General features: G+C 70.2%; 22 protein-coding genes. 13 read left to right on the forward strand and 9 right to left on the reverse strand.

The features are described from left to right. Window positions 1-580 precede the first annotated feature (580 nt). From VA596_RS06955 to ssd, 4 genes are read right to left on the reverse strand one after another with little or no spacing between them, the layout of a single operon-like run. Entirely contained in the window at window positions 581-1348 is a 768-nt protein-coding gene (locus VA596_RS06955; RefSeq protein ID WP_323324485.1) for a type II secretion system F family protein, read from the reverse strand. 34 nt (window positions 1349-1382) lie between these two features. Further along, entirely contained in the window at window positions 1383-2534 is a 1152-nt protein-coding gene (locus tag VA596_RS06960) for a TadA family conjugal transfer-associated ATPase (RefSeq protein WP_323324486.1), read from the reverse strand. Continuing rightward, on the reverse strand, window positions 2531-2692 hold the full coding sequence (locus VA596_RS06965) for a hypothetical protein (protein WP_323324487.1): 162 nt from the start codon (window positions 2690-2692) through the stop codon (window positions 2531-2533). The genes VA596_RS06960 and VA596_RS06965 overlap by 4 nt, the downstream gene beginning before the upstream one ends. Beyond that, the gene (gene ssd / locus VA596_RS06970; protein ID WP_323324488.1) at window positions 2689-3762 is read right to left on the reverse strand and encodes a septum site-determining protein Ssd; all 1074 of its coding nucleotides are present in this window, start codon (window positions 3760-3762) and stop codon (window positions 2689-2691) included. The genes VA596_RS06965 and ssd overlap by 4 nt, the downstream gene beginning before the upstream one ends. A gap of 560 nt (window positions 3763-4322) precedes the next feature. Here ssd and VA596_RS06975 point away from each other — a divergent pair. The 7 genes from VA596_RS06975 to nicT all read left to right on the forward strand — a co-directional run bounded on the left by VA596_RS06975 (window position 4323) and on the right by nicT (window position 14004). After that, window positions 4323-5153, forward strand: coding sequence for an HAD family hydrolase (locus tag VA596_RS06975; protein ID WP_323324489.1), 831 nt, complete (start codon window positions 4323-4325; stop codon window positions 5151-5153). Between the two features lie 721 nt (window positions 5154-5874). After that, window positions 5875-7632 carry a glycoside hydrolase family 3 protein gene (locus tag VA596_RS06980; RefSeq protein WP_323325695.1) on the forward strand — a complete coding sequence of 586 codons (1758 nt, stop codon included), beginning with the start codon at window positions 5875-5877 and terminating at the stop codon, window positions 7630-7632. Further along, the gene (locus VA596_RS06985) at window positions 7629-8906 is read left to right on the forward strand and encodes an exo-beta-N-acetylmuramidase NamZ family protein (RefSeq protein ID WP_323324490.1); all 1278 of its coding nucleotides are present in this window, start codon (window positions 7629-7631) and stop codon (window positions 8904-8906) included. The genes VA596_RS06980 and VA596_RS06985 overlap by 4 nt, the downstream gene beginning before the upstream one ends. Before the next feature lie 47 nt (window positions 8907-8953). Next, window positions 8954-10684, forward strand: a complete 1731-nt coding sequence (locus VA596_RS06990; RefSeq protein ID WP_323325697.1) for a serine hydrolase — start codon at window positions 8954-8956, stop codon at window positions 10682-10684. A gap of 238 nt (window positions 10685-10922) precedes the next feature. Next, window positions 10923-11897 carry a MurR/RpiR family transcriptional regulator gene (locus tag VA596_RS06995; protein ID WP_323324491.1) on the forward strand — a complete coding sequence of 325 codons (975 nt, stop codon included), beginning with the start codon at window positions 10923-10925 and terminating at the stop codon, window positions 11895-11897. Between the two features lie 23 nt (window positions 11898-11920). Continuing rightward, window positions 11921-12850, forward strand: coding sequence for an N-acetylmuramic acid 6-phosphate etherase (locus VA596_RS07000; RefSeq protein WP_323324492.1), 930 nt, complete (start codon window positions 11921-11923; stop codon window positions 12848-12850). Between the two features lie 65 nt (window positions 12851-12915). Beyond that, entirely contained in the window at window positions 12916-14004 is a 1089-nt protein-coding gene (nicT, locus tag VA596_RS07005; protein WP_323324493.1) for a Nickel transporter NicT, read from the forward strand. On the opposite strand, the gene VA596_RS07010 is transcribed toward nicT, so the two are convergent. Then, complete coding sequence (locus tag VA596_RS07010; RefSeq protein ID WP_323324494.1) at window positions 13931-15133, reverse strand: MFS transporter; 1203 nt, start codon at window positions 15131-15133, stop codon at window positions 13931-13933. The two genes, nicT and VA596_RS07010, sit on opposite strands and share 74 nt — an antisense overlap. 61 nt (window positions 15134-15194) lie before the next feature. Here VA596_RS07010 and VA596_RS07015 point away from each other — a divergent pair, with 61 nt between their 5' ends. After that, window positions 15195-15500: an ArsR/SmtB family transcription factor gene (locus tag VA596_RS07015; RefSeq protein ID WP_323324495.1), complete on the forward strand. Its 306-nt coding sequence runs from the start codon at window positions 15195-15197 to the stop codon at window positions 15498-15500. On the opposite strand, the gene VA596_RS07020 is transcribed toward VA596_RS07015, so the two are convergent. Together VA596_RS07020 and VA596_RS07025 are read right to left on the reverse strand one after the other, a co-directional pair. Next, on the reverse strand, window positions 15497-16219 hold the full coding sequence (locus VA596_RS07020; RefSeq protein WP_323324496.1) for a Fic family protein: 723 nt from the start codon (window positions 16217-16219) through the stop codon (window positions 15497-15499). The two genes, VA596_RS07015 and VA596_RS07020, sit on opposite strands and share 4 nt — an antisense overlap. After that, window positions 16216-16713 carry a phosphoribosyltransferase gene (locus tag VA596_RS07025; RefSeq protein WP_323324497.1) on the reverse strand — a complete coding sequence of 166 codons (498 nt, stop codon included), beginning with the start codon at window positions 16711-16713 and terminating at the stop codon, window positions 16216-16218. Before VA596_RS07025 ends, VA596_RS07020 begins: the two co-directional genes overlap by 4 nt. A gap of 113 nt (window positions 16714-16826) precedes the next feature. Here VA596_RS07025 and VA596_RS07030 point away from each other — a divergent pair, with 113 nt between their 5' ends. The 3 genes from VA596_RS07030 (at window position 16827) to VA596_RS07040 (ending at window position 20132) form a co-directional block, all read left to right on the forward strand. Further along, the gene (locus VA596_RS07030) at window positions 16827-17429 is read left to right on the forward strand and encodes a GNAT family N-acetyltransferase (RefSeq protein WP_323324498.1); all 603 of its coding nucleotides are present in this window, start codon (window positions 16827-16829) and stop codon (window positions 17427-17429) included. 99 nt (window positions 17430-17528) lie between these two features. Beyond that, complete coding sequence (gene acs, locus VA596_RS07035) at window positions 17529-19511, forward strand: acetate--CoA ligase (protein ID WP_323324499.1); 1983 nt, start codon at window positions 17529-17531, stop codon at window positions 19509-19511. Window positions 19512-19652: 141 nt separating this feature from the next. Beyond that, window positions 19653-20132: a DUF6319 family protein gene (locus VA596_RS07040; RefSeq protein WP_323324500.1), complete on the forward strand. Its 480-nt coding sequence runs from the start codon at window positions 19653-19655 to the stop codon at window positions 20130-20132. Between the two features lie 577 nt (window positions 20133-20709). Here the strand turns inward: VA596_RS07040 and VA596_RS07045 are convergent. Then, window positions 20710-21063, reverse strand: coding sequence for a cupin domain-containing protein (locus VA596_RS07045; protein ID WP_323324501.1), 354 nt, complete (start codon window positions 21061-21063; stop codon window positions 20710-20712). 72 nt (window positions 21064-21135) lie between these two features. Here VA596_RS07045 and VA596_RS07050 point away from each other — a divergent pair, with 72 nt between their 5' ends. Then, on the forward strand, window positions 21136-21843 hold the full coding sequence (locus tag VA596_RS07050; RefSeq protein ID WP_323324502.1) for a VIT1/CCC1 transporter family protein: 708 nt from the start codon (window positions 21136-21138) through the stop codon (window positions 21841-21843). Here VA596_RS07050 and VA596_RS07055 read toward each other — a convergent pair. Next, window positions 21840-23306: a peptide MFS transporter gene (locus VA596_RS07055; protein WP_323324503.1), complete on the reverse strand. Its 1467-nt coding sequence runs from the start codon at window positions 23304-23306 to the stop codon at window positions 21840-21842. The genes VA596_RS07050 and VA596_RS07055 overlap by 4 nt on opposite strands. A 185-nt stretch (window positions 23307-23491) precedes the next feature. On the opposite strand from VA596_RS07055, the gene nhaA reads away from it, so the two are divergent. Beyond that, on the forward strand, window positions 23492-24670 hold the full coding sequence (gene nhaA / locus VA596_RS07060) for a Na+/H+ antiporter NhaA (protein ID WP_323324504.1): 1179 nt from the start codon (window positions 23492-23494) through the stop codon (window positions 24668-24670). Window positions 24671-24684 lie beyond the last annotated feature (14 nt).

Here is a 24684-nt window from a genome sequence, read left to right on the forward strand (position 1 = left end):
GCGAACAACAACAGTGCAGCCATGGTCATCGGAGCCGGACCCGGTCGCCGGTCAAGGCACGGCACCACGCGGTTCCCGGCCAAACGACGACCACGCCGGCGAACAAACAGGGCGGCCGCGGTCATCAGTGCCGCATCCAGCCGGTCGAGGCGCGGCATCGGGCCGTTCCCGCCCGGACGAGGACAGCGCCGGCGAAGCAGCGCAGCCATGGTCATCGGAGCCGGACCCGGTCTCTCAGGGCACGGCGCTAGGCGGTTGGCGGCCAGACGATGAGCGCGCCGGCTGAGAAACAGTGCGGGTGCGGTCACCGGAGCCGCACTCGGCTGTTCAGGGCCGGGCGCCGGGCCGTACACGCCCAGACAAGGACAGCGTCGGCGAAGCGGTGCTGCCGCATTCATCGGAGCCGGACCCGGTCGCTCAGGGCGCGGCGCTAGGCCGTTCTCGGCCAGACGAAGACCGTGCCAGAGAACAAACAAGGCGGCCGCAATCACAGGAACTGGACCCGGTCGCTCAGGGCGCGGCGCTGGGCGGTTGGCGGCCAGACGAAGAGCGCGCCGGCTGACAAACGGTTCGGGTGCGGTCATCGGAGTCGGGCCTGGCCGGTCAGGGTGCGGCACCAGGCTGTTCCCGCCCAGAGGAGGATGCTGCCTAGGACCAGCAGGAGCTGGCCTGGTGTGGTTTCGGTCAGTACGGACAGCGGTGCCGCGCCCATCGCCTGGCCGAGTAGTACGCACAGCACCGGGAGGCCGGTGAGCACCGCGGCGCTTGATCGTGGGCCGGCCAGTTTGGCTCGCATGCGGCGGGCGTACGCCAGGGCGGCTTCGGCGTCGCGGCGGGTGGCGTCCAGGACGTCGGCCATGGGGAGGCCGTATCGCCTCGCCAACGTCCACGCCGTGGCCAGTTCCGGGACCGCTGGTGCTCGTAGTTCGCCGTCCAGGCGGGCCGCGGCTGCCAGGGCACGCAGGTCCGCTGAGACGGCGGGGATGACTTCGGCGGCGGCTTCCGCTGCCGTCACCGGGTGGGCTCCGGCGCGCAGCTCGGCGACCATCGTCCGCAACGCGGTCGCCGTCTGCGAGGCCAGCGCGAGGTCCCGGTTCGCGCGGCGGTGGGCTTGCCATTCCTGGCGCCACGCCAGCGTCAGCACGCCGGCGGCGACGGCGCCGCCGACTCCGGCGAGCAGGCCGGCCAGCGCGGCGGGGAGCAGCCAGCGGACGACCGGCCACAACTCGGGCAGCCGGATGCGGGACTTCGTCGCCGGGTGTTCCACCGCGGCCTGCAGCCTGCCGGGCCGCGCGGGCCAGCACACCAATGCCGCGCCGAGGCACAGCGGGAGCCAGGCGGTGATCATCGTGGTCTCCTTCGGTGGCAAGGGAAAACTGGAGTCAGCACGCGAGCGCTCCGGTCGTGACGAAGAGGTGGCGGTCGACCGTCCAGCGGCCCGCGCGCCACACCGGCACCACGCGGGCCCGGCCGCGTTCACTGCGGAGCACGCCGACCTCGGCGAGACATCGTCGGCCGCCCGGTTCGCGTCGCATGTGGAGCACGACGCGGATCGCCGCGACGAGCTGGCTGTGAACGGCGTCGCGGCCCAAGCCGCCGAGTGCGGCCAATGCCTCGATGCGCGCGGGCACTTCGGCCGGGGAGTTGGCGTGGAGCGTGCAGGCGCCGCCGTCGTGACCGGTGTTCAGGGCGGTGAGCAGCGCGCCGACCTCGGCGCCGCGGACCTCACCGACGACCAGCCGGTCGGGACGCATCCGCAGTGCCTGACGCACCAGCTCGGGCAGGCCGACCGCTCCCGCACCCTCCACATTGGCCGGCCGGGAGACCAGGCCGACGAACTGCGGGTGCGACGGCTGCAGCTCGCCCGCGTCCTCGACGCAGACAATCCGCTCGCCCGGGTCGACCGCGCCCAGCAACGCGGCCAGCAGCGTGGTCTTGCCCGCGCCGGTGCCGCCGGTGACGAGGAACGCCATGCGCCGCGACACGACGTTCTCCAGCAGCTTCGCACCGCTCGCGTCGAACGCGCCCAAGTCGCGCAACGCCGCGAGGTCGTGGGTCGCCGGGCGGAGGACCCGCAGGGACAGGCAGGTGCCGTTGGCCGCGACCGGCGGGAGGACGGCGTGCACGCGGATGCGGCCGTGCGGGCCGGATCCGGGCAGCCAGCCGTCCACATAGGGCTGTGCGTCGTCGAGACGACGTCCCGCGGCCAGTGCGAGGCGCTGGGCCAGCCGGCGGACGGATTCCTCGTCGTCGAAACGGATCTCGGTGCGGGTGAGGCCGTGCGGACCGTCCGTCCAGACCTCGCCGGGACCGGTGACGAGGACGTCGGTGGTCGCCGAGTCCTCGAGGAGAGGGGCCAGCGGACCGGCGCCGACGAACTCGTCGCGAGCCTGGCGGGCGGCGTCCAGCACCGCGTCGTGGCCGAGAGCGCCGCCCGCTTCGGCCCGCACAGCGGTCGCGACGGCGACCGGGTCGGCCTGGCGGCGGTCGCCGGCCAGGCGGTTGCGGACGCGGTCCACGAAGTCGGTCGTCACGGGTTCACCGCCGGGGCCGGGGACGGAGTGCGGAGCCGGGTCAGGAAACGCCGGGCGCCGGCCCGGTCCCGGCCCGCCAAGGTGAGGAGCGTCGGGAGCAGGAGGTCACCGACCCGGGTCGGGTCGACCGCTCGGCGGAGGACGTCGGGGCGCGTCATCGGTTCGCCGCCCGGGCTTCGCGGCGGGCCACCGCCAGGACGTTCGCCGCTGCCGCGGTCAGGGGGCCCGCCGGTTTGGCCGGGAACTCGCCGCGCTCCACCGCACCCGGCAGACCTCGCTCCGGCGGCATCGCCGCCAGCAGCGGCGGCCCGAGGAGCCCCGCGGTCTGGGCCGCCGAGACGCCGGACCGGGACCGTCCACACGCGACCACGCCCAGCCGGGCCGTCATGGCCGACAGACTCCGCAGCACCTGCTTCGCCGCCATGCACGCGCGGAACTCCACCGGCACCACGAGCACCACCAGGTCGGCCACCGTGACCGCTTCCGCCGCCGCTTCGCCGAGGGTGCGCGGCAGGTCGCAGACCACCGTGCGTCCCGCGCGGCGGCCGGCGGAGAGGACCGCCGACAGCGATTCCGCCGACGGCCCCTCCCCTTCACGGCCGCACGCCAGCACCGGCAGGCTGCCGCCGCGGTGCCGGCGCTGGGGCAGCGCGGCGGCCAGCGCCGGTACCGACACCCGGCCGCTCAGCCGGACCTCGGACCAGCGCGGCCCGGGTGTCTTTTCCAAGCCGAGCAACAGATCCAGGCCACCGCCGAGCGGATCGCAGTCGACGAGCAGGGCACCGCCGGGATCGCGGTCGGCGGCCAGGGCAAGGGTCGCGGCGAAGACCGACGCACCCGCGCCGCCGCGGCCGCCGACCACGCCGAGCACCAGGCCGGCCTCCTCGGCCGGCGTCTCGACGACGTCCGCGAACGCCCCCGCGAGCTCGGTCTCCTCCTCCGGCAACGAGATCACGCGCTCGACGCCGACGCGGAACGCGTGCTCCCACGTCCTCGGCGCCGGAGCGCCTTTGCAGACCAGAAGGATCCCGCCACGGCGGGGCAGCCCGGGCGGCCGCAGCGCGGTTTCCTCGTCGAGGACCACCAGCGGCGCGCGGGCCCACTGCCCGCCCGCCGCGGTCAGGTCCGGGGCGCGGTCGAGCTCGCAGCCCGCGACCGCGGCCACGCGCAGTATCTCGTCGAGCACGGTTTCGTCCGTGGCGACCACGAGCGGTCGTTCTCCCGCCATGGGTTCCTCCCCGTCGTCGGTGCGGGCCTCGGATGGCCCGGGTTCCACCGTCGCGCCGGGTGGCAGGAGGGCACAACGGGCCGGGGGCCGGGCTGTGGACAACCGGGGTGTTGTGGACAACTGCCACCGCGGAACGGCTCGTGCACCGGTTTCCGTCGGTGGGGTGTGGCAGGATCGCGCCGCGCCCGCGGCGGCAATCGGCACGCCGAGCAGCGTTCAAGAATTCGGCACGGGCGAAGAGCGCGACAGAACTGTCCGGCGATTCGGAACCCGGCTCGCAAAAAGGCAAGCGGAAGGTTAAGAGGCGGCCCTCGCCAGGGGGGAGGGACGAGGGCCGCCAGGGGTTCAGCCCCGGGGGGTCGGACTGAACCGGCCCGGTTGGACACCGGACTCCCTCACTGTAACTCCGCCGGACGCCCGATTGCGCAACGCGCGAGGCACACAGTTCGGTAACGGCATCGCGCGCCGGAAGTCCCTTCCTGTCATGGATTTTCCGGCGACACGACGCGCTCGTGGTGGATCAACGGGACGCGTCGCGATCAAGCTCTTATCCTGGAGTCGTGGCCGAACCGATCAGCGCGCCGTCGCGCATCCTGAGCCCGGGCCCGGAGCACGCGGTGGCCGCGTTCTTCGACCTGGACAAGACGATCATCGCTTCGTCGAGCGCACTGGCGTTCAGCAAACCGTTGCTGAAGGAGGGGTTGATCAACCGTCGCGCCGCGTTGCGCAGTGCCTACGCGCAGCTGGTGTTCTCCCTCGCCGGCGCCGACGAGAACAAGACCGAGCGGATGCGCGCCGAGGTTTCCGCGTTGTGCACCGGCTGGGACGTCGCCCAGGTTTCGGCAATCGTGCGCGAAACCCTGCACGACGTCGTCGATCCGCTCGTGTACGCGGAGGCGACCGAGCTGATCGCGCAGCACCGTGAAGACGGCCACGACGTCATCGTGCTCTCGGCGACCGGCGAAGAGGTCGTCGCGCCGGTCGCGGAAATGCTCGGCGCCACCCGGAGCGTGGCGACCCGGATGCAGATCGTCGACGGCCGCTATTCCGGCGAAGTCGATTTCTATTGCTACGGCGCCAACAAAGCCGTCGCGGCGAAGCAGCTCGCGGCGACCCACGGCTACGACCTCGCCGAGTGCTTCGCCTACACCGACTCGAGCACCGACATCCCGCTCCTCGAGGTCGTCGGGCACCCACACGCGGTCAACCCGGACAAGCTGCTGCGGAAGGAGGCGCTCGAACGCGGCTGGCCGATCCTCGCGTTCGACCGGCCCATGTCGCTGCGCAGCCGGATCCCGACCCGGTCCGCCGGGATGGTGGCCCTCGGTGTCGGCGCGGTGGCCGCTGGAGCTACCTGGTACGGCCTCAACCGTCGCCGTCGGTCCCGCTAACCGCGGCCGGACCACCCAGACGGCCGAACGGCCTCCACTTTGCTTGGCCCAGCCTCGAATTGTCCGTCGCGCAGGGTGCCCGTGTCACCCGATCCAGCCTCTGTACCGGTGCACCCATCCGCGCACTTGAAGTGACCGGGCTCACGGCGTAGAAAGTAGGTGCGGACGTTCGGTCGGCCAGGGAACAGGTAGAAGAGAAGCCTGTTCCACCCCGGCAAACCTCCGTGCGCGGACTCCGGGTACCCACGCGCAGCGCGCCGCGGGAGGCTCGTCGTCTAGGGACTGCGTAGTGGGACGCCACACGCCGAGTCCATGTAGGTACGACCAGAGTTGCACGCTTGGTCGCCCGAGATGTTCGCGCTTTGCAGGCGGCGCCCGTTGGCCTTTGGCCACGGGCGCCGCCTCGTCATGTGGGTAGGGCGGTCGGCGCCCCGGCAAGAGAGCCCCCACGAGCGCACGCTCCGCCGTTCGAGTTGCCCTCCCACCAGTCCGTTCGGGTGACCCGCATCTTGCGAACGGCGAATTTCCTACCGATCCGGGTACTAACTCGACCGTTGCTGCGGTCGGTCGATGGACATCGATGTTTTCGGTGAGTAGCTTCCCGATATTGGCGCCTCCGAGTGGACTTCTCACGTCCACCGGGCGTCCGCAACTTTCTGGGAGGCTGGTCGTGACGACCCGAAATCGGAGGTTCCATGCGCTCGCGCTGCCCGTCGCGGGGCTGCTCGCCCTCACCGGTGTGGGTGTCGCGACCGCTGCGAGCGCACCGGCGGTGAGCGCGGAAGCGCAGGCGGACGCCGCGGCGACGCTGGCGCTGCGCGGCCTGTCGCTCGAGCAGAAGGTCGGGCAGCTGTTCGTCACCTGGGTGAACGGCAAGTCCGCCGACGAGGTCAACCCGAAGAACCAGACCGACTTCGGGGTCGACACCCCGGCGCAGGTGATCCAGAAGTACCACCTGGGCGGCGTCATCTACTTCAACAACGACACCCGCGACAACTTCGACGACCCCGTCCAGGTCGCGAAGCTGTCCAACGGCCTCCAGAAGGCCGCCGTCGCGAGCGGGGCGCACATCCCGCTGCAGATCGGCGCCGACCAGGAGGGTGGCACGGTCACCCGGATGGGCGCACCCGCCACGGAGTTCCCGAACTCGATGGCCGTCTCGGCCGGGCGTGACCCGAGCCGGGCGACGAAGGCCGCGACCATCCTCGGGCACGAGCTGCGCGCGGTCGGCATCAACCAGGACTTCGCGCCCGATTCGGACGTCAACTCGAACCCGGCGAACCCGGTCATCGGCGTCCGCTCCTTCGCCGGGCAGCCCGGCCTGGCCAGCCAGTTCGTCACGGCCGAGGTGAAGGGTTACCAGAACTCGGACTTCCCGACGAAGACCGTCGCGGCGACCGCCAAGCACTTCCCCGGCCACGGTGACGCGGCCACCGACAGCCACACCGGCCTGCCCCGGATCGACCGGACCGAGCAGCAGTGGCGTGACATCGACGTACCGCCGTTCAAGGCCGCGATCGCCGCGGGCATCGACTCGATCATGAGCGCGCACATCCAGTTCCCGAGCCTCGACCCGTCGCTCGAGCCGGCGACGCTGTCGCAGCCGATCATCACCGGCAAACTGCGCGGCGAACTCGGTTACAACGGCGTGGTCATCACCGACTCACTGGAAATGCAGGGTGTTCGGGAAATGCACAGCGACGCCGAGATCCCGGTGCTCGCTCTCAAGGCGGGCATCGACCAGCTGCTCATGCCCGTGCACCTGGACGTCGCGATCAACTCGGTGATCAACGCCGTGAAGACGGGCCAGCTGTCGATGCAGCGGATCGACCAGAGCGTGCTGCGCGTGCTGAAGCTGAAGTTCAAGCGCGGCATCCTGTTCTCGCCGTTCGTCGACGCGAACCGGGTGATGAAGACGGTCGGCACGCCGGCCAACCTCAAGACCGCGCAGGACATCGCCGACCGCGGCATCACGGCCATCGCGAACGACGCCGGTGTGCTGCCGCTCAAGCAGAAGCCGGCGACGGCGCTCGTGACCGGCTGGGGCGTCTCCACGACGGCGACGCTCGCGCAGAAGCTCACCGCGCACGGCACCACAGCGACCGCGTACCAGACCGGGCAGGCCCCCACGGACGCCCAGATCGCGCAGGCCGCCGCGAGCGCCAAGAACGTCGACCTCGTGGTCGTGCTGACCAACAACATCGGCGGCTTCCCGCTGCAGACCAAGCTCCTCCAGGCCCTGCAGAACACGGGCAAACCGGTCGTCGCGGTCGCCGCGCAGATCCCGTACGACGCGGGTTACGCGAACGCCGTGCCGACCTGGCTGGCGACCTACGGCTACATCACCCCGACGCTGGAGGCGCTCACCAAGGTCATCCTCGGTGAGACGAAGCCGGTCGGGAAGCTGCCGGTCGACATCCCCGCGGGTGCCGACCTGCAGACCGTGAAGTACCCGTTCGGCCACGGGCTCACCTGGTGAACCTGAACCGGCGCCGCTTCCTCGGCGCGAGCGCGGGCGCCCTCGCGGTTCCGGCCCTCGGTGGCGGCTCCCCGGCGGCCGGGACCCAGCCGGAGCCGGCCGGGGCAGAGAGCCACGGCCGGGTGCTGACCGGCGCGGAGCAGCTGGCCGCGCAGGGCTGGCAGGCCTTCAAGGGCCGCAAGCTCGGCGTGCTGTCGAACCCGACCGGTGTCCTGCTGAACGGGGACCACATCGTCGACTCGATGGTCGCGGCCGACGTCAAGCCCGCCGCGGCCTTCGGGCCCGAACACGGCTTCCGCGGCAGCGCGCAGGCCGGTGGTTCGGAAGGCGACTACACGGACCCGCGCACCGGCGTGCCGGTGTACGACGCGTACGGCGCCGACGCGACGAAGCTCGCTTCGCTGTTCACCAAAGCGGGCATCGACACCCTCGTGTTCGACATCGCGGACGTCGGCGCGCGCTTCTACACCTACATCTGGTCGCTCTACACGGCGATGGTGGCCGCGGCCCGGACCGGCGTCGCCGTCGTCGTGCTGGACCGCCCGAACCCGATCGGCGGCCGGCTGGCCGGGCCGGTGCTCGACCCGAAGTTCGCCTCCGGGATCGGAAAGAAACCGATCGCCCAGCAGCACGGCATGACCGTCGGCGAGCTCGCGCGCTACTTCGCCGAGGAGTTCCTGCCGGGCGAAGGCGTGAAGCTCGCCAAGCTCGAAGTCGTGCAGGTACGCGGCTGGCAGCGTGACGTCCAGTTCGCGCAGACCGGGCTGAACTGGGTCCTGCCGAGCCCGAACATGCCGACGCCGGACACCGCGCTCGTCTACCCCGGCACTGGCATGTTCGAAGGCACCGTGTTCTCCGAAGGCCGCGGGACGACTCGGCCGTTCGAGATCATCGGCGCGCCGGGGCTCGACTGGCGCTGGCGCGAGAAGCTCGAGGAACTCCACCTGCCCGGCGCGAAGTTCCGGGAGATCTACTTCGTGCCGACGTTCAACAAGTTCGTGAACGAGACCTGCGGCGGGGTCCAGGTGAGCGTCGCCGACCCGCGGGCCTTCGACGCGATCCGGACGGCCGTCGCCATGCTCGTCACGGCCAAGGCGCTGCACCCGGACAAGTTCGCCTGGCGTCCCGACAACTACATCGACAAGCTCTCCGGGTCCGACCGGCTCCGGACGATGGTCGACGCCGGGGCCGGCGTCGACGAGGTCACCGGCGCCTGGCGGGCCGAGCTGGCCGAGTTCGACCGCAGACGTCGCCGTCACCTGCTCTACCGCTGAGAGGAAGAGTCGTGCGTGCTAGGAAGGTCATCGCCGCGGCCACCGGAGTGCTGGTCGCGCTGACCACGTTGACCTCGGGAGCCAGTGCCATCACCACCCCCGCCGGACGCCACGACGACGCCGGCCGGTTCGACCGGCCGCAGCAGGGGTTCGCCCCGCCGTGGACGACCCTGCGCGACGGGCCACCCAAGGACGTCAACCTCGACCCGGCGCCGATCAAGTCGGCCGAGGACTTCCTGGCGAGCTGGACGAAACCGGACGCCACCGGGCACCCGCACTTCTCCGGCGCGGTCGGGCTGCTCGCGCACGACGGCGTGGTCGTCGACCGGTACGCGGTGGGCGGCGCGGTGCGGTACGCCGACGCAGCCGGCACCGAACTGCCCGCGGACCAGCAGGTTCCGATGCGTAACGACACCATCTTCGACATGGCGTCGATCTCGAAGCTGTTCACGTCGATCGCCGTGCTGCAGCTCATCGAACGCGGGCAGCTCACCGTCGACACCCCGGTGAGCCGCTTCTTCCCGGAGTTCGCGACCGGCGACAAGGCCGCCATCACGATCAAGATGCTGCTCACGCACGTCTCCGGGTTCGGCGCCGACCCGATCCCGTCGCTGTGGGCCGGCTACCCGGACATCCCGTCGCGCCGGCAGGCCGTGCTCGACAGCCCACTGAAGAACAAGCCGGGCACGACGTACCTCTACTCCGACATCAACCTGCTCACCCTCGGCTTCATCGTCGAGAAGCTGACCGGGACGACGCTGGACAAGGTGGTGCACGACCGGATCACCGCGCCGCTGGGCATGACCGACACCGGCTACAACCCGCCCGCGTCGAAGCTGAACCGGATCGCCGCGACGGAGTTCGAGGCGAACCCGCCCCGCGGGATGGTGCGCGGCAGCGTGCACGACGAGAACGCGTGGTCACTCGGCGGCGTCGCCGGGCACGCTGGGGTGTTCAGCACCGCGGGCGACATGGCCACGCTGGCCCAGACGATCCTCAACGGCGGCACCTACCGCGGTCACCGGATCCTGGGCGCGGACACCGTGCGTCTGATGCTCACGAACTACAACCAGCAGTTCCCGGACGACTCGCACGGCCTCGGCTTCGAGCTCGACCAGCCCTGGTACATGGGCGCGCTCGCCTCGCCGGTCACCGCCGGGCACACCGGTTTCACCGGAACGACGCTGGTCATCGACCCGGAGTCGCGTTCGTTCGCGATCTTGCTGACGAACCGGGTGCACCCCAGCCGCAACTGGGGCTCGATCAACACTGCCCGCCAGGTGTGGGCGACGTCGCTGGCGCGGGCCATGGCCGTGAAACCGGCCGCCGGGAAGGACGCCTGGACGAGCACGCTGGGTAACGCCAGCGTCGCGACGCTGAGTACCCGCCCCATTACTACCCAAAGTGATCAAGCGCGCGTGTCCTTCTACGCCTTCGTGGACACCGAGGGAAGCACCGATCCACTACAGCTGCAGACCAGCACTGACGGGGTGAACTGGCAACCGATCGAGCTATCGGTATCCGGGCCGGGTGCACCGTCCGGAGATGTGACGTCGCTCTCCGGACACGGGCACCGTGCCTGGTGGAAGGTGACGGCCGCCCTGCCCCAGGGGGCCGCGGTCAGCCTCAGGTGGCGTTACAGCACCGATCCGAACTACACGGGCCGCGGCGTTTCGGTCGACGGTGTGAAAGTCACCGAACGCGGCCGATCACTCCTCGACGGTGAGCGAGAACCGTCTGGTTTCACCGCCGAAGGTTTCCAGTTGAGCGCACGGTGACCATTCGGTCGCCGAACGCCGACAACCGTGTACCGCTGAGCGGTACCAAGCCGTTTGCGTCGCGACACTAAGTTGCCAAGTCGTTAGCTTGACCTCGTTAACAAGGTCGACCCTGTTGGCGACTTTCTGGTCAACGATTAATCGCAAATCGAGATCCGCAGACACGGACGGGTTGCGATCGTACCGAAGGGTGTGGGTAGCCTTGTCGCAAATGCCAACGGTTAGTAACTTTCCGACGGTGACTGATACCGAATCCGTAGTCGGAGCGGCACCGTCCGAACCTGTACCGGTCCAGGCGACCGTGCGGGAAGCCGACGCCAGTCCGCTCGTCCGGATCCGGTCTCTGCTCCCCGGCCTGGCCCGCGCCGAGCAGCGCGTGGCCAAGGTGGTGCTGGAGGATCCCGCGCAGGTCGCGAGGCGCAGCATCACCGAGGTGGCCCTGGCCGCCAACACGAGCGAGACCACGGTGACGCGGTTCTGCAAGGCCGTCGGCGTCGGCGGGTACCCGCAGCTGCGCATCGCGCTGGCCGCGGACACCGCCCGCACCGAGGCGCGCAGCTCGCGCAACCTCGGCGGCGAGATCGGCCCGGAGGACGACCTGGCCGCCGTGATCAGCAAGGTCAGCTTCGCCGACGCGCGCGCCGTGGAAGAGACGGCCGAGCAGCTCGACGTCGCGACGCTGCAGCGCGTCATCGAGGTCGTCGCCGGCGCCGGCCGCGCGGACGTCTACGGCGTGGGCGCCAGCGCGTTCGTCGCCGCGGACCTGCAGCAGAAGCTGCACCGCATCGGCCGCGTGTGCTTCTCGTGGTCGGACACGCACATCATGCTCACCTCGGCCGCGGTGCTGAGCCCCGGTGACGTCGCGATCGGCGTCTCGCACACCGGCGCGACCACCGACACCGTCGAGGCGCTGCGGGTGGCCCGGGAACACGGCGCGATCACCGTCGCCGTGACGAACTTCCCGCGCTCCCCGATCACCGAGGTCGCCGACTACGTTTTGACCACGGCCGCCCGGGAAACCACGTTCCGTTCGGGGGCCACGGCGAGCCGCATCGCCCAGCTCACCGTCATCGACTGCCTGTTCATCGGCGTCGCGCAGCGGCACATGGACGCGTCGGTCAACGCCCTGGACGCCACCAGGGACGCGGTCGGCTCGCACCGCCTGGGAGTGAGGCCGGACGGTCGCCGCCGTCCGCGGGAAACCGGCAAGTAATGACCGGAGAAAATGTGAGGCGCATGATGACCGTCCCCATGCAGGCGGTGCACGTCGATTCGCCGACCGAGACCCGCAATCCCCGCACCACGGACATCGACCTGATGTCCACCGCGGGGATCCTGGGCGCGATCAACGCCGAGGACCGCACGGTCGCCGGCGCGGTCGCCGCCGTGCTGCCGCAGGTGGCCCAGGCGGTGGACTACGCCGTGGACGCCCTGCGGTCCGGCGGCCGGGTGCACTACGTCGGCGCGGGGACGTCGGGGCGTCTCGCCACGCTGGACGCGGCCGAGCTGGTGCCGACGTTCAACGTGCCGGGTGACTGGTTCATCGCGCACCACGCCGGCGGCGAGCGCGCCCTGCGCCAGGCCGTCGAAAACGCGGAGGACGACGACGGGGCGGGCGCGGCCGAGATGGCCGCCATGGTCCAGCCGGGTGACTTCGTACTGGGGCTGACGGCGTCGGGCAGGACGCCGTACGTCTTGGGCGCGCTGCTCGCCGCCCAGCGCCAGGGCGCCCACACCGGCCTCGTGTCGGGCAACGCGAAGGCGGCCAAGCCCGCCGGGGTCGACGTGCTCATCGCCGTCGACACCGGGCCGGAGGCGATCGCCGGCTCGACCCGGATGAAGGCGGGCACGGCGCAGAAGATGATCCTCACGTCGTTCTCGACGGCGACGATGATCAAGCTCGGCCGGACCTACTCCAACCTGATGGTCAGCATGCGGGCCACCAACGCGAAGCTGCGCGGCCGGACCATCCGCATCCTGCAGGAAGCCACCGGCATGACGATGGCGGACTGCTCCGACGCGCTCACCGAGGCCGGGGGCGACCTCAAGGTGGCGCTGGTGCACCTGCTGTCCGGGGCGGACGTCACGAACGCGGCGAAGGCGCTTCACACGTCCGGCGGGCACGTTCGCAAGGCTCTTGATCTTGTGAGGGCGCGCGCCAGCTGAGACGGCATTGCCCTTCATCTGTTCACCTGCCTAACCTCTCAGATGAGAGGGAAGGCGGGTGGGCCATGACGGGCACGATCGAGGCGACCGGGTCACGGCTTTCACGCCGTGAATGGGTGTCCGTGGGCGGGATGGCCGGTTTCATCCTGCTGCTGAACGTCGTGGGCTGGGTGGTGCTGGCGGCTTTCGTCGCACCCCAGCACTACGCGCTGGGAACGTCCGGCGTGTTCGGCATCGGGCTGGGCGTCACGGCGTTCACGCTCGGCATGCGGCACGCCTTCGACGCCGACCACATCGCCGCGATCGACAACACGACCCGCAAGCTGATGGCCGACGGCCAGCGTCCGCTGTCGGTCGGCTTCTGGTTCTCCCTCGGGCACTCGACGATCGTCTTCGTGCTGTGCCTGCTGCTCTCCCTCGGCGTCCGCGCCCTGGCCGGGCAGGTCGAGGACGACGGGTCGGCGCTGCACGAAACCACCGGCCTCATCGGGACGTCGGTGTCCGGCGTGTTCCTGTACGTGATCGCGATCCTGAACCTCGTGGTGCTCGTCGGCATCCTGCGGGTCTTCAGGCGGATGCGCCGCGGCGAGTTCGACGAGGCCGCGCTGGAGCGCCAGCTGGACAACCGGGGCGTGATGAACCGGCTGCTGCGCGGCGCGACGAAGGCCGTGCGCAAGCCGTGGCACATCTACCCGGTCGGCCTGCTGTTCGGCCTGGGCTTCGACACCGCGACGGAGATCGGCCTGCTGGTGCTGGCCGCGGGCGCCGCGACGTTCGCCCTGCCCTGGTACGCGATCCTCGTGCTGCCGATCCTGTTCGCCGCCGGGATGAGCCTGTTCGACACCGTGGACGGCTGTTTCATGAACTTCGCCTACGGCTGGGCGTTCGCGAAGCCGGTGCGCAAGATCTTCTACAACCTCACGGTGACGGCGCTGTCGGTCGCCGTCGCGCTGCTGATCGGCACGATCGAGCTGGTGTCGATCCTCGCCGAGAAGCTGGACATCACGTCCGGGCCGCTGGCCGCGATCGCGTCGGTCGACCTGGACTACGTCGGGTTCGGGATCGTCGGGCTGTTCGTGCTCACCTGGGTGATCGCACTGGCGGTGTGGCGGTTCGGGCGGATCGAGGAGAAGTGGTCCGCGAAGCTGGGTTGACGCACAGGGCAAGCGCCGCGACGGCGGCGAGCGCGCCGGCCGGGCCGACCCATCCCGGGCCCGCTTGGGCGAGGACGACACCGCCGAGCACCGAGCCGAGCGCGCCGCCGACGTAGATCGCCGAGCCGTTCACACCCAGCGCGACGGTCGGGACGTCCGGCGCGATCGTGAACAGCCGGTGCTGCTGCGGCACCATCAGCAGCCCGCCGAACGCCCCGGCGAGCACCGCGAACAGCAGCGCCCCCGGCAGGGACACCACGGCGACGTCCACGACCGCGAGCACGACCGCGGTGCCCGTCAGCGAAAACGCGAGGACCCGCGCCGGGCCGAGCCGGTCGGTGGCGCGGCCGGTGAGCGTCGTCCCGGCGAGCTGGCCGAGCCCGAACCCGACCAGCACCCACGACAGCACGGCGCCGCTCGCGACCGGCGCGACCAGCACCGGCAGGTAGACGAACACGGTGAACGCGGCGAGCGTGCCGAAGACCGTCACCACCAGGACGCGGGCGACCGCCGGCCGCACGATGACGGCGAGGCGTTCGCGCAGCCCGGCCGCGGGCACGCGGACCTCGGGGATGAGCGGGATCAGCAACGCGACGACCACCGCGACCACGCCGATCCCCCACATCACCGCGCGCCAGCCGAACCAGGTCCCGGCGAGCACGCCGATCGGGACGCCGAGCACCATCGACACGCTCATCCCGGCGGCGACCGTGGACAGCGCCCGCCCCCGCCGTTCCTCGGACGAGAGCGCGCCGGCGAGGACGTAGGCGTTCGACTGGAACGCGGCCGCGCCGACGGCGGCGAGCAGCCGGGCCGCGGCGACCACCGCGAACGACGTCCCGAGCGCCTGGCCGGCCATGCCGACGGTGAACAGGACCATGCCGCCGGCCAGCACCCACCGGCGGTCCCAAGTGCCGGTGAACGCGGCGATGAGCGGCGACGCGACCGCGTACGTCAGGGCGAAGACGGTGGTGAGCTGACCCGCGACGGACTCCGTCACGTGCAGGTCGGCGGCGATGACCGGCAGCAGGCCGTTGAGCACGAACCCGTCGGTGCCGACGGTGAACGTGCCCACCGCGAGGACGAGCAGGATCCCCAGCCGATCATTAGATGATCGTCGAATCGTCATACGGTCATGATGGAGCTATACTTCGATCGTTGTCAAACGATCCAACTGTTGGGAGATCGCGGTGGCCAGGACGCTGCCTCAGCCGGCGCGCGAAGCGATCGAGATCGTGACGGTGCTGCAGGCCCTCGCCGATCCGGTGCGCCTGGAGGTCATCCGCGAGCTGTCGACGGTGACGGAGCCGCGCAGCTGCTCGCTCGAGGCGTACGACGTCGACATCTCGGCGGCGACGCTGTCGCACCACTGGCGCGTGCTGCGCGAAGCGGGGTTGACGACGACGTTCGTCGACGGCCGCCGGCGCTGGGTCGAACTACGGCGTGACGACCTGCAGGCGCGGTTTCCCGGACTGCTGGACGCCGTGCTCGCTTAAGACGCGGCGTCCGAGATGGACTTCGCTTCGCGCGCACCGGCTTCGAACGCTTCGCAGTTGAAGAGCAGCCACGCGCGTACACCTTCGGGCGTCCCGCTCGCGAATCCTTGCGCCGCTTCGAGATAACGCGGCACGCGGCGGAAGAACGCGACCTCGGGAATGCTCAGCGCCTTCGGGTCCAGGCCCGTCGCAACCATCGTCAGCCGGGCCGCGGCCCGCGCGACGACGCCGTCGGCGCTGCCGAAAGGCTTGAGCGCCAACAGTTCTCCGTGCACGACGGCCGTCAGGACCGGGCCGGGCACCGACGTCGCACCGGTCACCAGCTGCGCCAGCATCTCCAGCCGGCCACCGCCGGAATGCGGGCGTCCCAACGCATCCGGGTCGGTGACGAGGTCCGCCGCGGCGAGAACGTGCATACGTGCCAACGCTTGCATAGGCGCGCGGCGCCACGTCGGCAGCAGCGCCTCCAGCGTTTCCGCGACGCGCAGGGCGCCCGCCAGCACCGGGTCGTCCACCGCGCCGTCGGCGGGCAGTTCCGGGTTGGCGCCTTCGATCCCGGCGGACGCGCGCGCCGCGCGGACCGAGGCTTCGCTCGCGGTCGCCGCACCCCCGCGCAGGTTCGCCGGAAGGCGGTGCACCGCGAACACGGCGTCCTGCGCGGACTTCGCCGCCGCCGCCACGCCTTCGAGGTCGAGCAGGGGCTTCAGCGGGTCGCTCATGCGTCGAGAACCTGTCCTTCGTGCTTGACCACGGGCGGCAGCACCGACCACGGGAAGTTGATCCACCTGTCGGTGCGGCGCCAGGCGTACTCGCACTTGACCGTCGAGTGCGGCTTCTCGTAGACGACGGCCGAGCGCACCTCGGCGACGTGGTCGAGGCAGTAGTCGCGGACGAGCTTGAGGGTGGCGCCGGTGTCGGCGACGTCGTCGGCGATCAGCACCTTCTTGCTGGTGAGGTCGACGGCGTTCGGCACCGGCGGCAGCATCACCGGCAGGTCGAGCCGCTGGTCGACGCCGGTGTAGAACTCGACGTTCATCACGTGCAGGTTCTTCACGTCGAGCGCGTAGCCGAGCGCGCCGGCGACGAACAGGCCGCCGCGGGCGATGGAGAGGATGAGGTCGGGCGCGAAGCCGTCATCGGCGATGGTGTGAGCCAGTTCACGGCTCGCTGTGCCGAACAGCTCCCAGCTCAGCTCTTCCCGCTCTTCGGCCATCGATCTCGCCCTTCCGTCGTGGTCGGTCGAGCATAGGCAACGCCGAAGTGGCCTGCGGAAACGCTCGAATATTGGCTATCAGGAACAGCCAATGCCGTGCTTAAGGTGATCACGTGAGCGACTGGAGCACCCGACCGACCCTGTCCGGCGAGCACGTCCGCCTGGAGCCGTTGACGCCCGAGCACGCCAAGGGCCTGTTCGAGGCCGGCGCCGACCCGGGCATCTGGGCGTGGCTCAGCGTCCGGCAGCCCGCGGACGTCCCGGCCGCCGAACGGATGATCTCGGACGCGCTGGCCGACCCCGCCCGGCGGCCCTTCGCGCAGCTCGACGCCACCTCCGGCCGGGTCGCCGGGACGACGTCGTACTACCAGGTCGTCGAGCAGCACCGGATCCTCTCGATCGGGCACACCTGGATCGGCGCGGACTGGCAGCGCACCGGTGTGAACACCGAGTCGAAACTGCTGCTGCTCGCGCACGCGTTCGAAACCCTTGGCGCGCAACGGGTCTGCTGGGAGACCGACATCCGCAACCTGCGCTCGCAACGCGCCATCGAACGACTTGGCGCGCTTCGCGAGGGTGTCCTGCGCGCGCACCGGATCCGGCCGGACGGGTCCTCGCGCGACACCGTCACCTACTCGATGCTCGCGCCGGAGTGGCCGGCCGCGAAGGCCCGGCTGAACGAACGCTTAGTCACCGCGGCTCGCCTGCCTCGGTGAAACCCCGGGGCAACGTGGGTGCAACCTTTTACAAGGCGGACTAACGTCGCTAGCGTGCCGCTAGCCGGTGATCGGCGCACTACAGGAGGCCTTGCAACCATGACCGAGCAGTCCCCAGCCCTGGACAACCTGCTCACCGAGAGCCGTACTTTCCCGCCCACTGACGATTTCGCTGCTCAGGCCAACGCGCAGGCCGAGCTCTACAGCGAGGCGGACGCCGATCGCGAGGCCTTCTGGGCGAAGCAGGCGGAGCGGCTGACGTGGGACACGAAGTGGACCACGGTACTGGACTGGACCAATGCGCCGTTCGCGAAGTGGTTCGTCGGCGGCAAGCTGAACGTCGCGTACAACTGCGTCGACCGGCACGTCGAGTCCGGCCACGGCGAGCAGGTCGCGATCCACTGGGTCGGCGAGCCGGGTGACACCCGGGACATCACCTACGCCGAGCTGAAGACCGAGGTCTCCCGGGCCGCCAACGCCCTCCTGTCCCTCGGCGTCACCGCCGGCGACGTCGTGGCGATCCAGCTGCAGATGGTCCCCGAGGCCATCTTCGCGATGCTCGCGTGCGCCCGAATCGGCGCGCTGCACAGCGTCGTCTTCGGTGGTTTCTCCCCGACCGCGCTGCGCGCCCGCGTCGACGACGCCGCCGCGAAGATCGTGATCACCTCCGACGGCCAGTTCCGCCGCGGCAAGGCCGCGCCGATGAAGGCCAACGTCGACGAAGCGCTCGAAGGCGCCGAAACCGTCGAGAAGGTCATCGTCGTGCAGCGCACCGGCGACCAGCTCGAGGGCGACGTCCCGTGGACCGACGGCCGCGACCTCTGGTGGCACGAGCTCGTCGGCGATCAGTCCGAAGAGCACACTCCCGAGGCGTTCGACAGCGAGCACCCGCTGTTCATCCTCTACACCTCCGGCACCACCGGGAAGCCGAAGGGCATCCTGCACACGTCGGGTGGCTACCTGACGCAGACGGCGTACACGCACCACAACGTCTTCGACCACAAGGCCGGCGAGGACGTCTACTGGTGCACCGCGGACATCGGCTGGATCACCGGCCACAGCTACATCGTCTACGGCCCGCTCGCGAACCGCGTCACGCAGGTCGTCTACGAAGGCACGCCGAACACCCCGCACGAGGGCCGGCACTGGGAGATCGTCCAGAAGCACAAGGTCTCCATCTACTACACGGCGCCGACGCTGATCCGCACGTTCATGAAGTGGGGCGCGGAGATCCCGGAGAAGTACGACCTGTCGTCGCTGCGGGTGCTGGGCTCGGTCGGCGAGCCGATCAACCCCGAGGCGTGGATCTGGTACCGCGAGAACATCGGCGCGGGCAAGGCGCCGATCGTCGACACGTGGTGGCAGACCGAAACCGGCGCGATCATGATCTCGCCGCTGCCGGGTGTCACGTCCACCAAGCCGGGCTCGGCGCAGAAGGCGCTGCCGGGCATCTCGGCGAAGGTCGTCGACGACCAGGCGTCCGAAGTGGCCCACGGCGGTGGCGGGTACCTCGTGCTCGACCAGCCGTGGCCGTCGATGCTGCGCGGCATCTGGGGCGACGAAGAGCGCTACAAGGAGACGTACTGGTCGCGCTTCAAGGACCAGGGCTTCTACTTCGCCGGCGACGGCGCGAAGTACGACAACGACGGTGACATCTGGCTGCTGGGCCGCGTCGACGACGTGATGAACGTGTCCGGCCACCGCATCTCGACCACCGAGGTCGAGTCGGCGCTGGTCTCGCACCCGACGGTGGCCGAGGCGGCGGTCGTCGGCGCGTCCGACCCGACGACCGGGCAGGGCATCGTCGCGTTCGTCATCCTGCGCGGCAACGCCGTCGACGGTGGGGAAGAGGCCATCCAGGCGCTGCGCAACCACGTCGCGAAGGAGATCGGGCCGATCGCGAAGCCGCGGCAGATCATGGTCGTGCCGGAGCTGCCGAAGACGCGCTCGGGCAAGATCATGCGCCGGCTGCTGCGCGACGTCGCGGAGAACCGGCAGGTCGGCGACGTCACCACGCTGGCCGACTCGACGGTGATGGACCTGATCTCGTCGGGCCTGAAGACGGGCAAGTCCGAGGAGTGAGCTAGGTTCTCGGTGTCAGAGCCCTTCCGGCTTCGCGCCGGGAGGGCTCTGTCATGACACCCCGCGCGGCGCGCGTCGAACGCATGTTCTACACTGTGCCGCGAACCACACCCCCTTCCCGGGCAAGGAGACGACACGACGATGACCGTGGATGTCCTGACGCACGACGAGGAAACGGCTTCGGCGACCACTGAGGCGCCCGCCGTTGCCACTGACGAGGCGACGACCGTCACCGAGTCCGCGTCCACCTCTTCGGAGGACTCGGCTTCGGCCGAGCCCGCCGCCGAAGAGGCCCCCAAGCCCAAGCGCGGCCGCCCGAAGGGTGCGGCGACCGCGTCGACGGCGAAGAAGACCCGCACGGTCGAGCTGATCCTGACCGTCACCGGCACCGCCGATGGCGAATGGCAGGCCGAGCTGAAGAACGGCTCCAAGTGGGTCGCGAAGGGCCTGGAGATCCCCGCCGCCGCGGTGTCGCGCGCGGCGAAGGAGCTGCACTCCGACCTGTCCGGTCCGATCGACGAGGTGATCAACCAGGCCCGCGAGGCGCAGGCCGCGAAGGTCGCCGCGCTGGAAGCCGAGCTCGAGAAGGCCAAGCAGGCCCTCGCCGAGCTGGACGCCTGAGTCTCAGCTTTCCTCCAGGAAGCGCCCGGTCCCGCTCGGCGGGGCCGGGCGTTTCCGCTTTTGTGCACCCGCGGCGTCGGCTCCCGAAAAGCAGCCCCCACCCTTCCCCGGGGGGCGTCCCCTGTCCAGTCTACTGGCCCCCACCTGCGAAAACGGGCCGCTCGGCGATCTGTGGACAACTCGCGTGACTGTGGATGGACGTTTGCGCGGTCGCTCAGAATCCGGTACCGGCTGGGACTGTCGAGGACGGGCCGACGGAGTTGGGCTCGCGCGCCTGGAGGTCGGCTCGCGTATTTGGACAGTCGACACGCGTACCCGGAACGGTCAGATCGCGAACTCGGACGCTCCGCCCATATGCCTGGACAGTCGGCTTGTTTGTCTGGCGGGTCGACTCGCGCACCTGGAGGGTGGGATCACGCACCCGGAGGGCCGGTTCACGTAATCCGCGGGCCGACTCGCGTGATTGAAGGGTCGACACGTGTGTCTGCAGAGTCGACACGCGTGATTGGACGGTCGACACGCGTGTCTGCGGAGTCGACACGCGTGATTGGAGAGTCGACGCGCGAGACCAGGCCCGTCAGGCGATGGGCGGCCGGGCGGGCAGCGGCGACTTGAACTCCACCCACATCGAGTCCGTCAGGGCCTCCACCTGGTGCAGCACCTCGCGCGGGTGCACCGCCGAATCGCCCGGTTCCAGCACCGACTCCACCCCGTCGACCGAGCCGCGCAAGCGACCCGACAGGACGTACACGATCGAGTCGTGGTCGTGTGCGTGGGGAGGCGAGGAGACCCCGGCCGGGTAGTGGATCAGGTAGGCCAGGCCCGAGTCCGCGCTCTCCAGCAGCCGGAACCGGCCCTCGCCGCCCTGGAGCGGGAGGCCCTCCACCGTGACCAGCGGCTGCCACACTTGCTCGTCCATGCCGCCCATCATGACCGAATGTCCCGGTGAGCGAGAAGTCCACTGAGGACTCTCTCAGGAACCCGTTTGTGTTTCACTGGCCAGGTGATCGAAACGCACCCCCATGAGCCGCACGAAGGTGTGGGCGGGAAGCTCAACTGGCTGCGCGCCGGGGTTCTCGGGGCCAACGACGGGATCGTGTCCGTTGCGGGCATCGTCGTCGGGGTCGCCGGGGCGACCACCGAAGCCACCACGATCCTCACCGCCGGGATCGCCGGGCTCGTCGCCGGGGCCTTTTCCATGGCCGGCGGGGAGTACGTCTCGGTGAGCACCCAGCGCGACACCGAGCAGGCGCTGATCCGGCTGGAGAAGCAGGAACTGAAGACCATGCCGGAGGCCGAGGAGCACGAGCTCGCCGACATCTACCGGCAGAAGGGCCTCTCACCCGAGCTGGCCCGGCAGGTCGCCCGCGAACTGACCGAAAAGGACGCGCTGCAGGCGCACGCCGAGGCCGAGCTCGGCATCGACCCGGGCAACCTGACCAGCCCGTGGCAGGCGGCGTGGGCGTCGCTGGTCGCGTTCTCCGTCGGCGCGCTGCTGCCGCTGCTGGCCATCGCCTGGACCGGCGTCTCGCTGCGGGTCTGGGCGTGCGCGGCCGCGGTCGTCGTCGGCCTCACGCTGACCGGGCTGGTCAGCGCGAGGCTCGGCGACGCGAACGTGGGGCGAGCGATCCTGCGGAACGTCGGGGTCGGCGCCCTCACGATGGTGGTGACGTACTTCGTCGGTGTGCTCTTCGGCGTCACCGTCGGTTAGTGCACGCCCTTCATCATCCGGCGGATGAACGGCGACGCGGCGAACAGCAGGATGCCGATGACGATGGCGACCCCGCCGACGATGCCGAAGTACGCGCCCTCGTGGTCGGGTGAGTAGTACTGGGCGAGCTTGCCCGACATGGCCGTGCCGAACGAGATCGACAGGAAGTTCAGCGCGACCATCTGGGTGCGGAACGCCTCCGGCGCCAGCTTCGTGGCCAGCGAAAGCCCGACCGGCGACAGCCCCAGCTCGCCGAGGGTGAACACGGCCAGGATGAGCACCATCGCGATCAGCGGGGTGCCGTTCGTGCCCGTGCCGGTGAACGGCAGGAACAGCAGGAACGCGACGCCCATGACGATCGTGCTGCCGACGAACTTCAGCGGGGACGACGGCTGCCGCGAACCCAGCTTCGTCCACAGCAGCGCGAACAGCGGGGAGAACAGGATGACCCAGACCGGGCCGACCGAGCCGACCCACGGGATCGGCATCTCCCAGCCGAAGATCCGGCGGTTCAGCCGGGTGTCGGCGTAGGTCGCGAGCACCGTGAAGATCTGCTGGTAGAGCGAGAAGAACGCGGCGCTGGCGATGAACATCGGGATGAACGAGTAGACCCGGCTGCGCTCGTCGCCGCTGAGCTTGCGACTGGACAGGATGACCGCGAAGTAGATGACCGAGATGATCCCGACGGTCCAGATCACGACGTCGGCCAGGTTTTCGGCCGTGACGATCCCGCTGAGCAGCAGCACGACGATCAGGGCGAGCACGACGACCACGCCGCCGACGACCAGCCGCCGGTTCGACGCCGGCAGCGGGTTCGGCACCTCGCCGGCCTTGTCCGGCAGGTTCTTCCGGCCCAGCGAGTACTGGATCAGGCCGAACGCCATGCCCACCGCGGCGAGGCCGAAGGCGAGGTGGAACCGGTGGTCGTTCTCGTTGCCCCAGACCAGGCCGGTGAGGATCTGGCCGACGAACGCGCCGACGTTGATGCCCATGTAGAAGATCGTGAAGCCGCCGTCGCGGCGTTCGTCGTCGGGCGCGTAGAGCGTGCCGACGATGCCGGTGGCGTTCGCCTTCAGCCCGCCGCTGCCGATCGCGACGCACGCGAGACCGACGCCGAGGCCGGCCAGGCCCGGGAGCACGGCCAGGCTGATGTGCCCGAGCATGATGAGCGCGGCGCTGTAGAAGAGCGTCCGTTCGGAGCCGAGCAGCCGGTCCGCGACCCACGACCCGACCACGGTCGCGAGGTAGACCAGGCCGCCGTACGCGCCGACGATGCCGAGCGCCGGGGCCTTCGGCAGGGCGAGCCCGCCGCGGTCGATCTCGTAGTACAGGTAGAACGGCAGGATGCTGAGCATCCCGTAGTAGGAGAACCGCTCCCACATCTCGACGCCGAAGAGGTTCGCCAGCCCTCGTGGGTGCCCGAAGAACCTCGTGTCCCGCTGGACCTCGGTGGAGGTGCTCACAACTGAGTCTTCCTTTGCCTGGACTTCGTTGTCGGTTCGCATGTTATGAGCACAACGTGTGACCCACCACCGGCACCAGGTGTGGTCCCTGCCATAACGTTCGGTGACCAACACGAATTAAAATACCGTCGAGGTGCGCCGGGAAGTCTGGTCGGCAACAGTGATCAGCGACCCCAGGAGCCGCCGTGTCCCGTCCCTTGAGCGAGTTCGCTCGCTACCTGCGCACCGAGACCACCGGCGGGCTGATCCTGCTGGGGGCGACCGCGGTCGCGCTGCTCTGGGCCAACTCCCCGTTGCGCGAGAGCTACGAAGCGCTGCGCGACTTCCGGCTCGGACCGGAGTTCCTCCACCTGAACCTCAGCATCGGCGACTGGGCGAAGGACGGCCTGCTCGCGTTGTTCTTCTTCGTCGCCGGGCTGGAGCTCAAGCGCGAGCTCGTCATCGGCGAGCTGTCGCGGTTCCGGCAGGCCGTGCTGCCGGTCGTCGCCGCGGTCGGCGGCATGATCGTGCCCGCGCTGGTCGCGCTGGGCGTCGGCTGGGGAACGCCGGGGATCGACCGCGCCTGGGCCATCCCGGTCGCGACGGACATCGCGTTCGCGCTGGGCGTGCTCGCGCTGACGGCGTCCAACCTGCCCTCGAGCGCGCGGGTGTTCCTGCTGTCACTGGCCGTCGTCGACGACCTCGGCGCGATCGTCGTCATCGCCGTCGTCTTCACGACCGGTTTCGACCTGGTGGCGGTGGGCGTCGCCGTCGTGGCGCTCGCGCTGTACGCCTACCTGCAGCACCGGCGGGTCCGGACGCCGTGGATCTACGTGCCGCTCGCGCTGGTCACCTGGGTGGCGGTGCACTCGGCCGGCATCCACGCGACGATCGCCGGCGTCGCGCTGGGCCTGCTCACCCGCGTCCGGGCCGACGAGGGCGAGGCCGAGGCGCCGGCGCTGCGGCTCGAGCACCGGCTGCAGCCGTGGTCGGCGGCCGTGGCCGTGCCGGTCTTCGCGCTGTTCGCGGCCGGGATCCCGGTCAGCGGCGACGCGCTCGGCAAGGTGTTCACGACGGCGTTGCCGCTCGCGGTGCTCGCCGGGCTGCTCGTCGGCAAGGTCGTCGGGATCTTCGGCGCGAGCTGGCTGGCCGTGCGGCTCAAGGTCGCCGAGAAACCCCGGGACGTGGGCTGGCGCGACATCGGCGCGTTGTCGGTGCTCGGCGGGGTCGGGTTCACGGTCAGCCTGCTGATCGCGGAGCTGGCGTTGCCCGGCGAGGCGAGCGAACTGGCGAAGGCGGCCGTGCTGATCGCCTCCGGAATCGCGTCCCTGCTGGCCGCGGTGATGCTTCTCCGGCGAAGCAAGGTTCACGCCGAAGCGGATTGATCGCCGACACTCAC

Source organism: Amycolatopsis heterodermiae, from assembly GCF_034929455.1.
In the GTDB taxonomy this organism is placed as follows: domain Bacteria; phylum Actinomycetota; class Actinomycetes; order Mycobacteriales; family Pseudonocardiaceae; genus Amycolatopsis; species Amycolatopsis heterodermiae.

What these genes read in the sequence shown, in the direction of transcription:
- VA596_RS06955 (WP_323324485.1), bottom strand. Translation starts at nt 1,348, where the DNA reads ATGATCACCGCCTGGCTCCCGCTGTGCCTCGGCGCGGCATTGGTGTGC.
- VA596_RS06965 (WP_323324487.1), bottom strand. Translation starts at nt 2,692, where the DNA reads ATGACGCGCCCCGACGTCCTCCGCCGAGCGGTCGACCCGACCCGGGTC.
- ssd (WP_323324488.1), bottom strand. Translation starts at nt 3,762, where the DNA reads ATGGCGGGAGAACGACCGCTCGTGGTCGCCACGGACGAAACCGTGCTC.
- VA596_RS07000 (WP_323324492.1), top strand. Translation starts at nt 11,921, where the DNA reads ATGATGACCGTCCCCATGCAGGCGGTGCACGTCGATTCGCCGACCGAG.
- nicT (WP_323324493.1), top strand. Translation starts at nt 12,916, where the DNA reads ATGACGGGCACGATCGAGGCGACCGGGTCACGGCTTTCACGCCGTGAA.
- VA596_RS07010 (WP_323324494.1), bottom strand. Translation starts at nt 15,133, where the DNA reads ATGACGATTCGACGATCATCTAATGATCGGCTGGGGATCCTGCTCGTC.
- VA596_RS07020 (WP_323324496.1), bottom strand. Translation starts at nt 16,219, where the DNA reads ATGAGCGACCCGCTGAAGCCCCTGCTCGACCTCGAAGGCGTGGCGGCG.
- VA596_RS07025 (WP_323324497.1), bottom strand. Translation starts at nt 16,713, where the DNA reads ATGGCCGAAGAGCGGGAAGAGCTGAGCTGGGAGCTGTTCGGCACAGCG.
- acs (WP_323324499.1), top strand. Translation starts at nt 17,529, where the DNA reads ATGACCGAGCAGTCCCCAGCCCTGGACAACCTGCTCACCGAGAGCCGT.
- VA596_RS07040 (WP_323324500.1), top strand. Translation starts at nt 19,653, where the DNA reads ATGACCGTGGATGTCCTGACGCACGACGAGGAAACGGCTTCGGCGACC.
- VA596_RS07045 (WP_323324501.1), bottom strand. Translation starts at nt 21,063, where the DNA reads ATGATGGGCGGCATGGACGAGCAAGTGTGGCAGCCGCTGGTCACGGTG.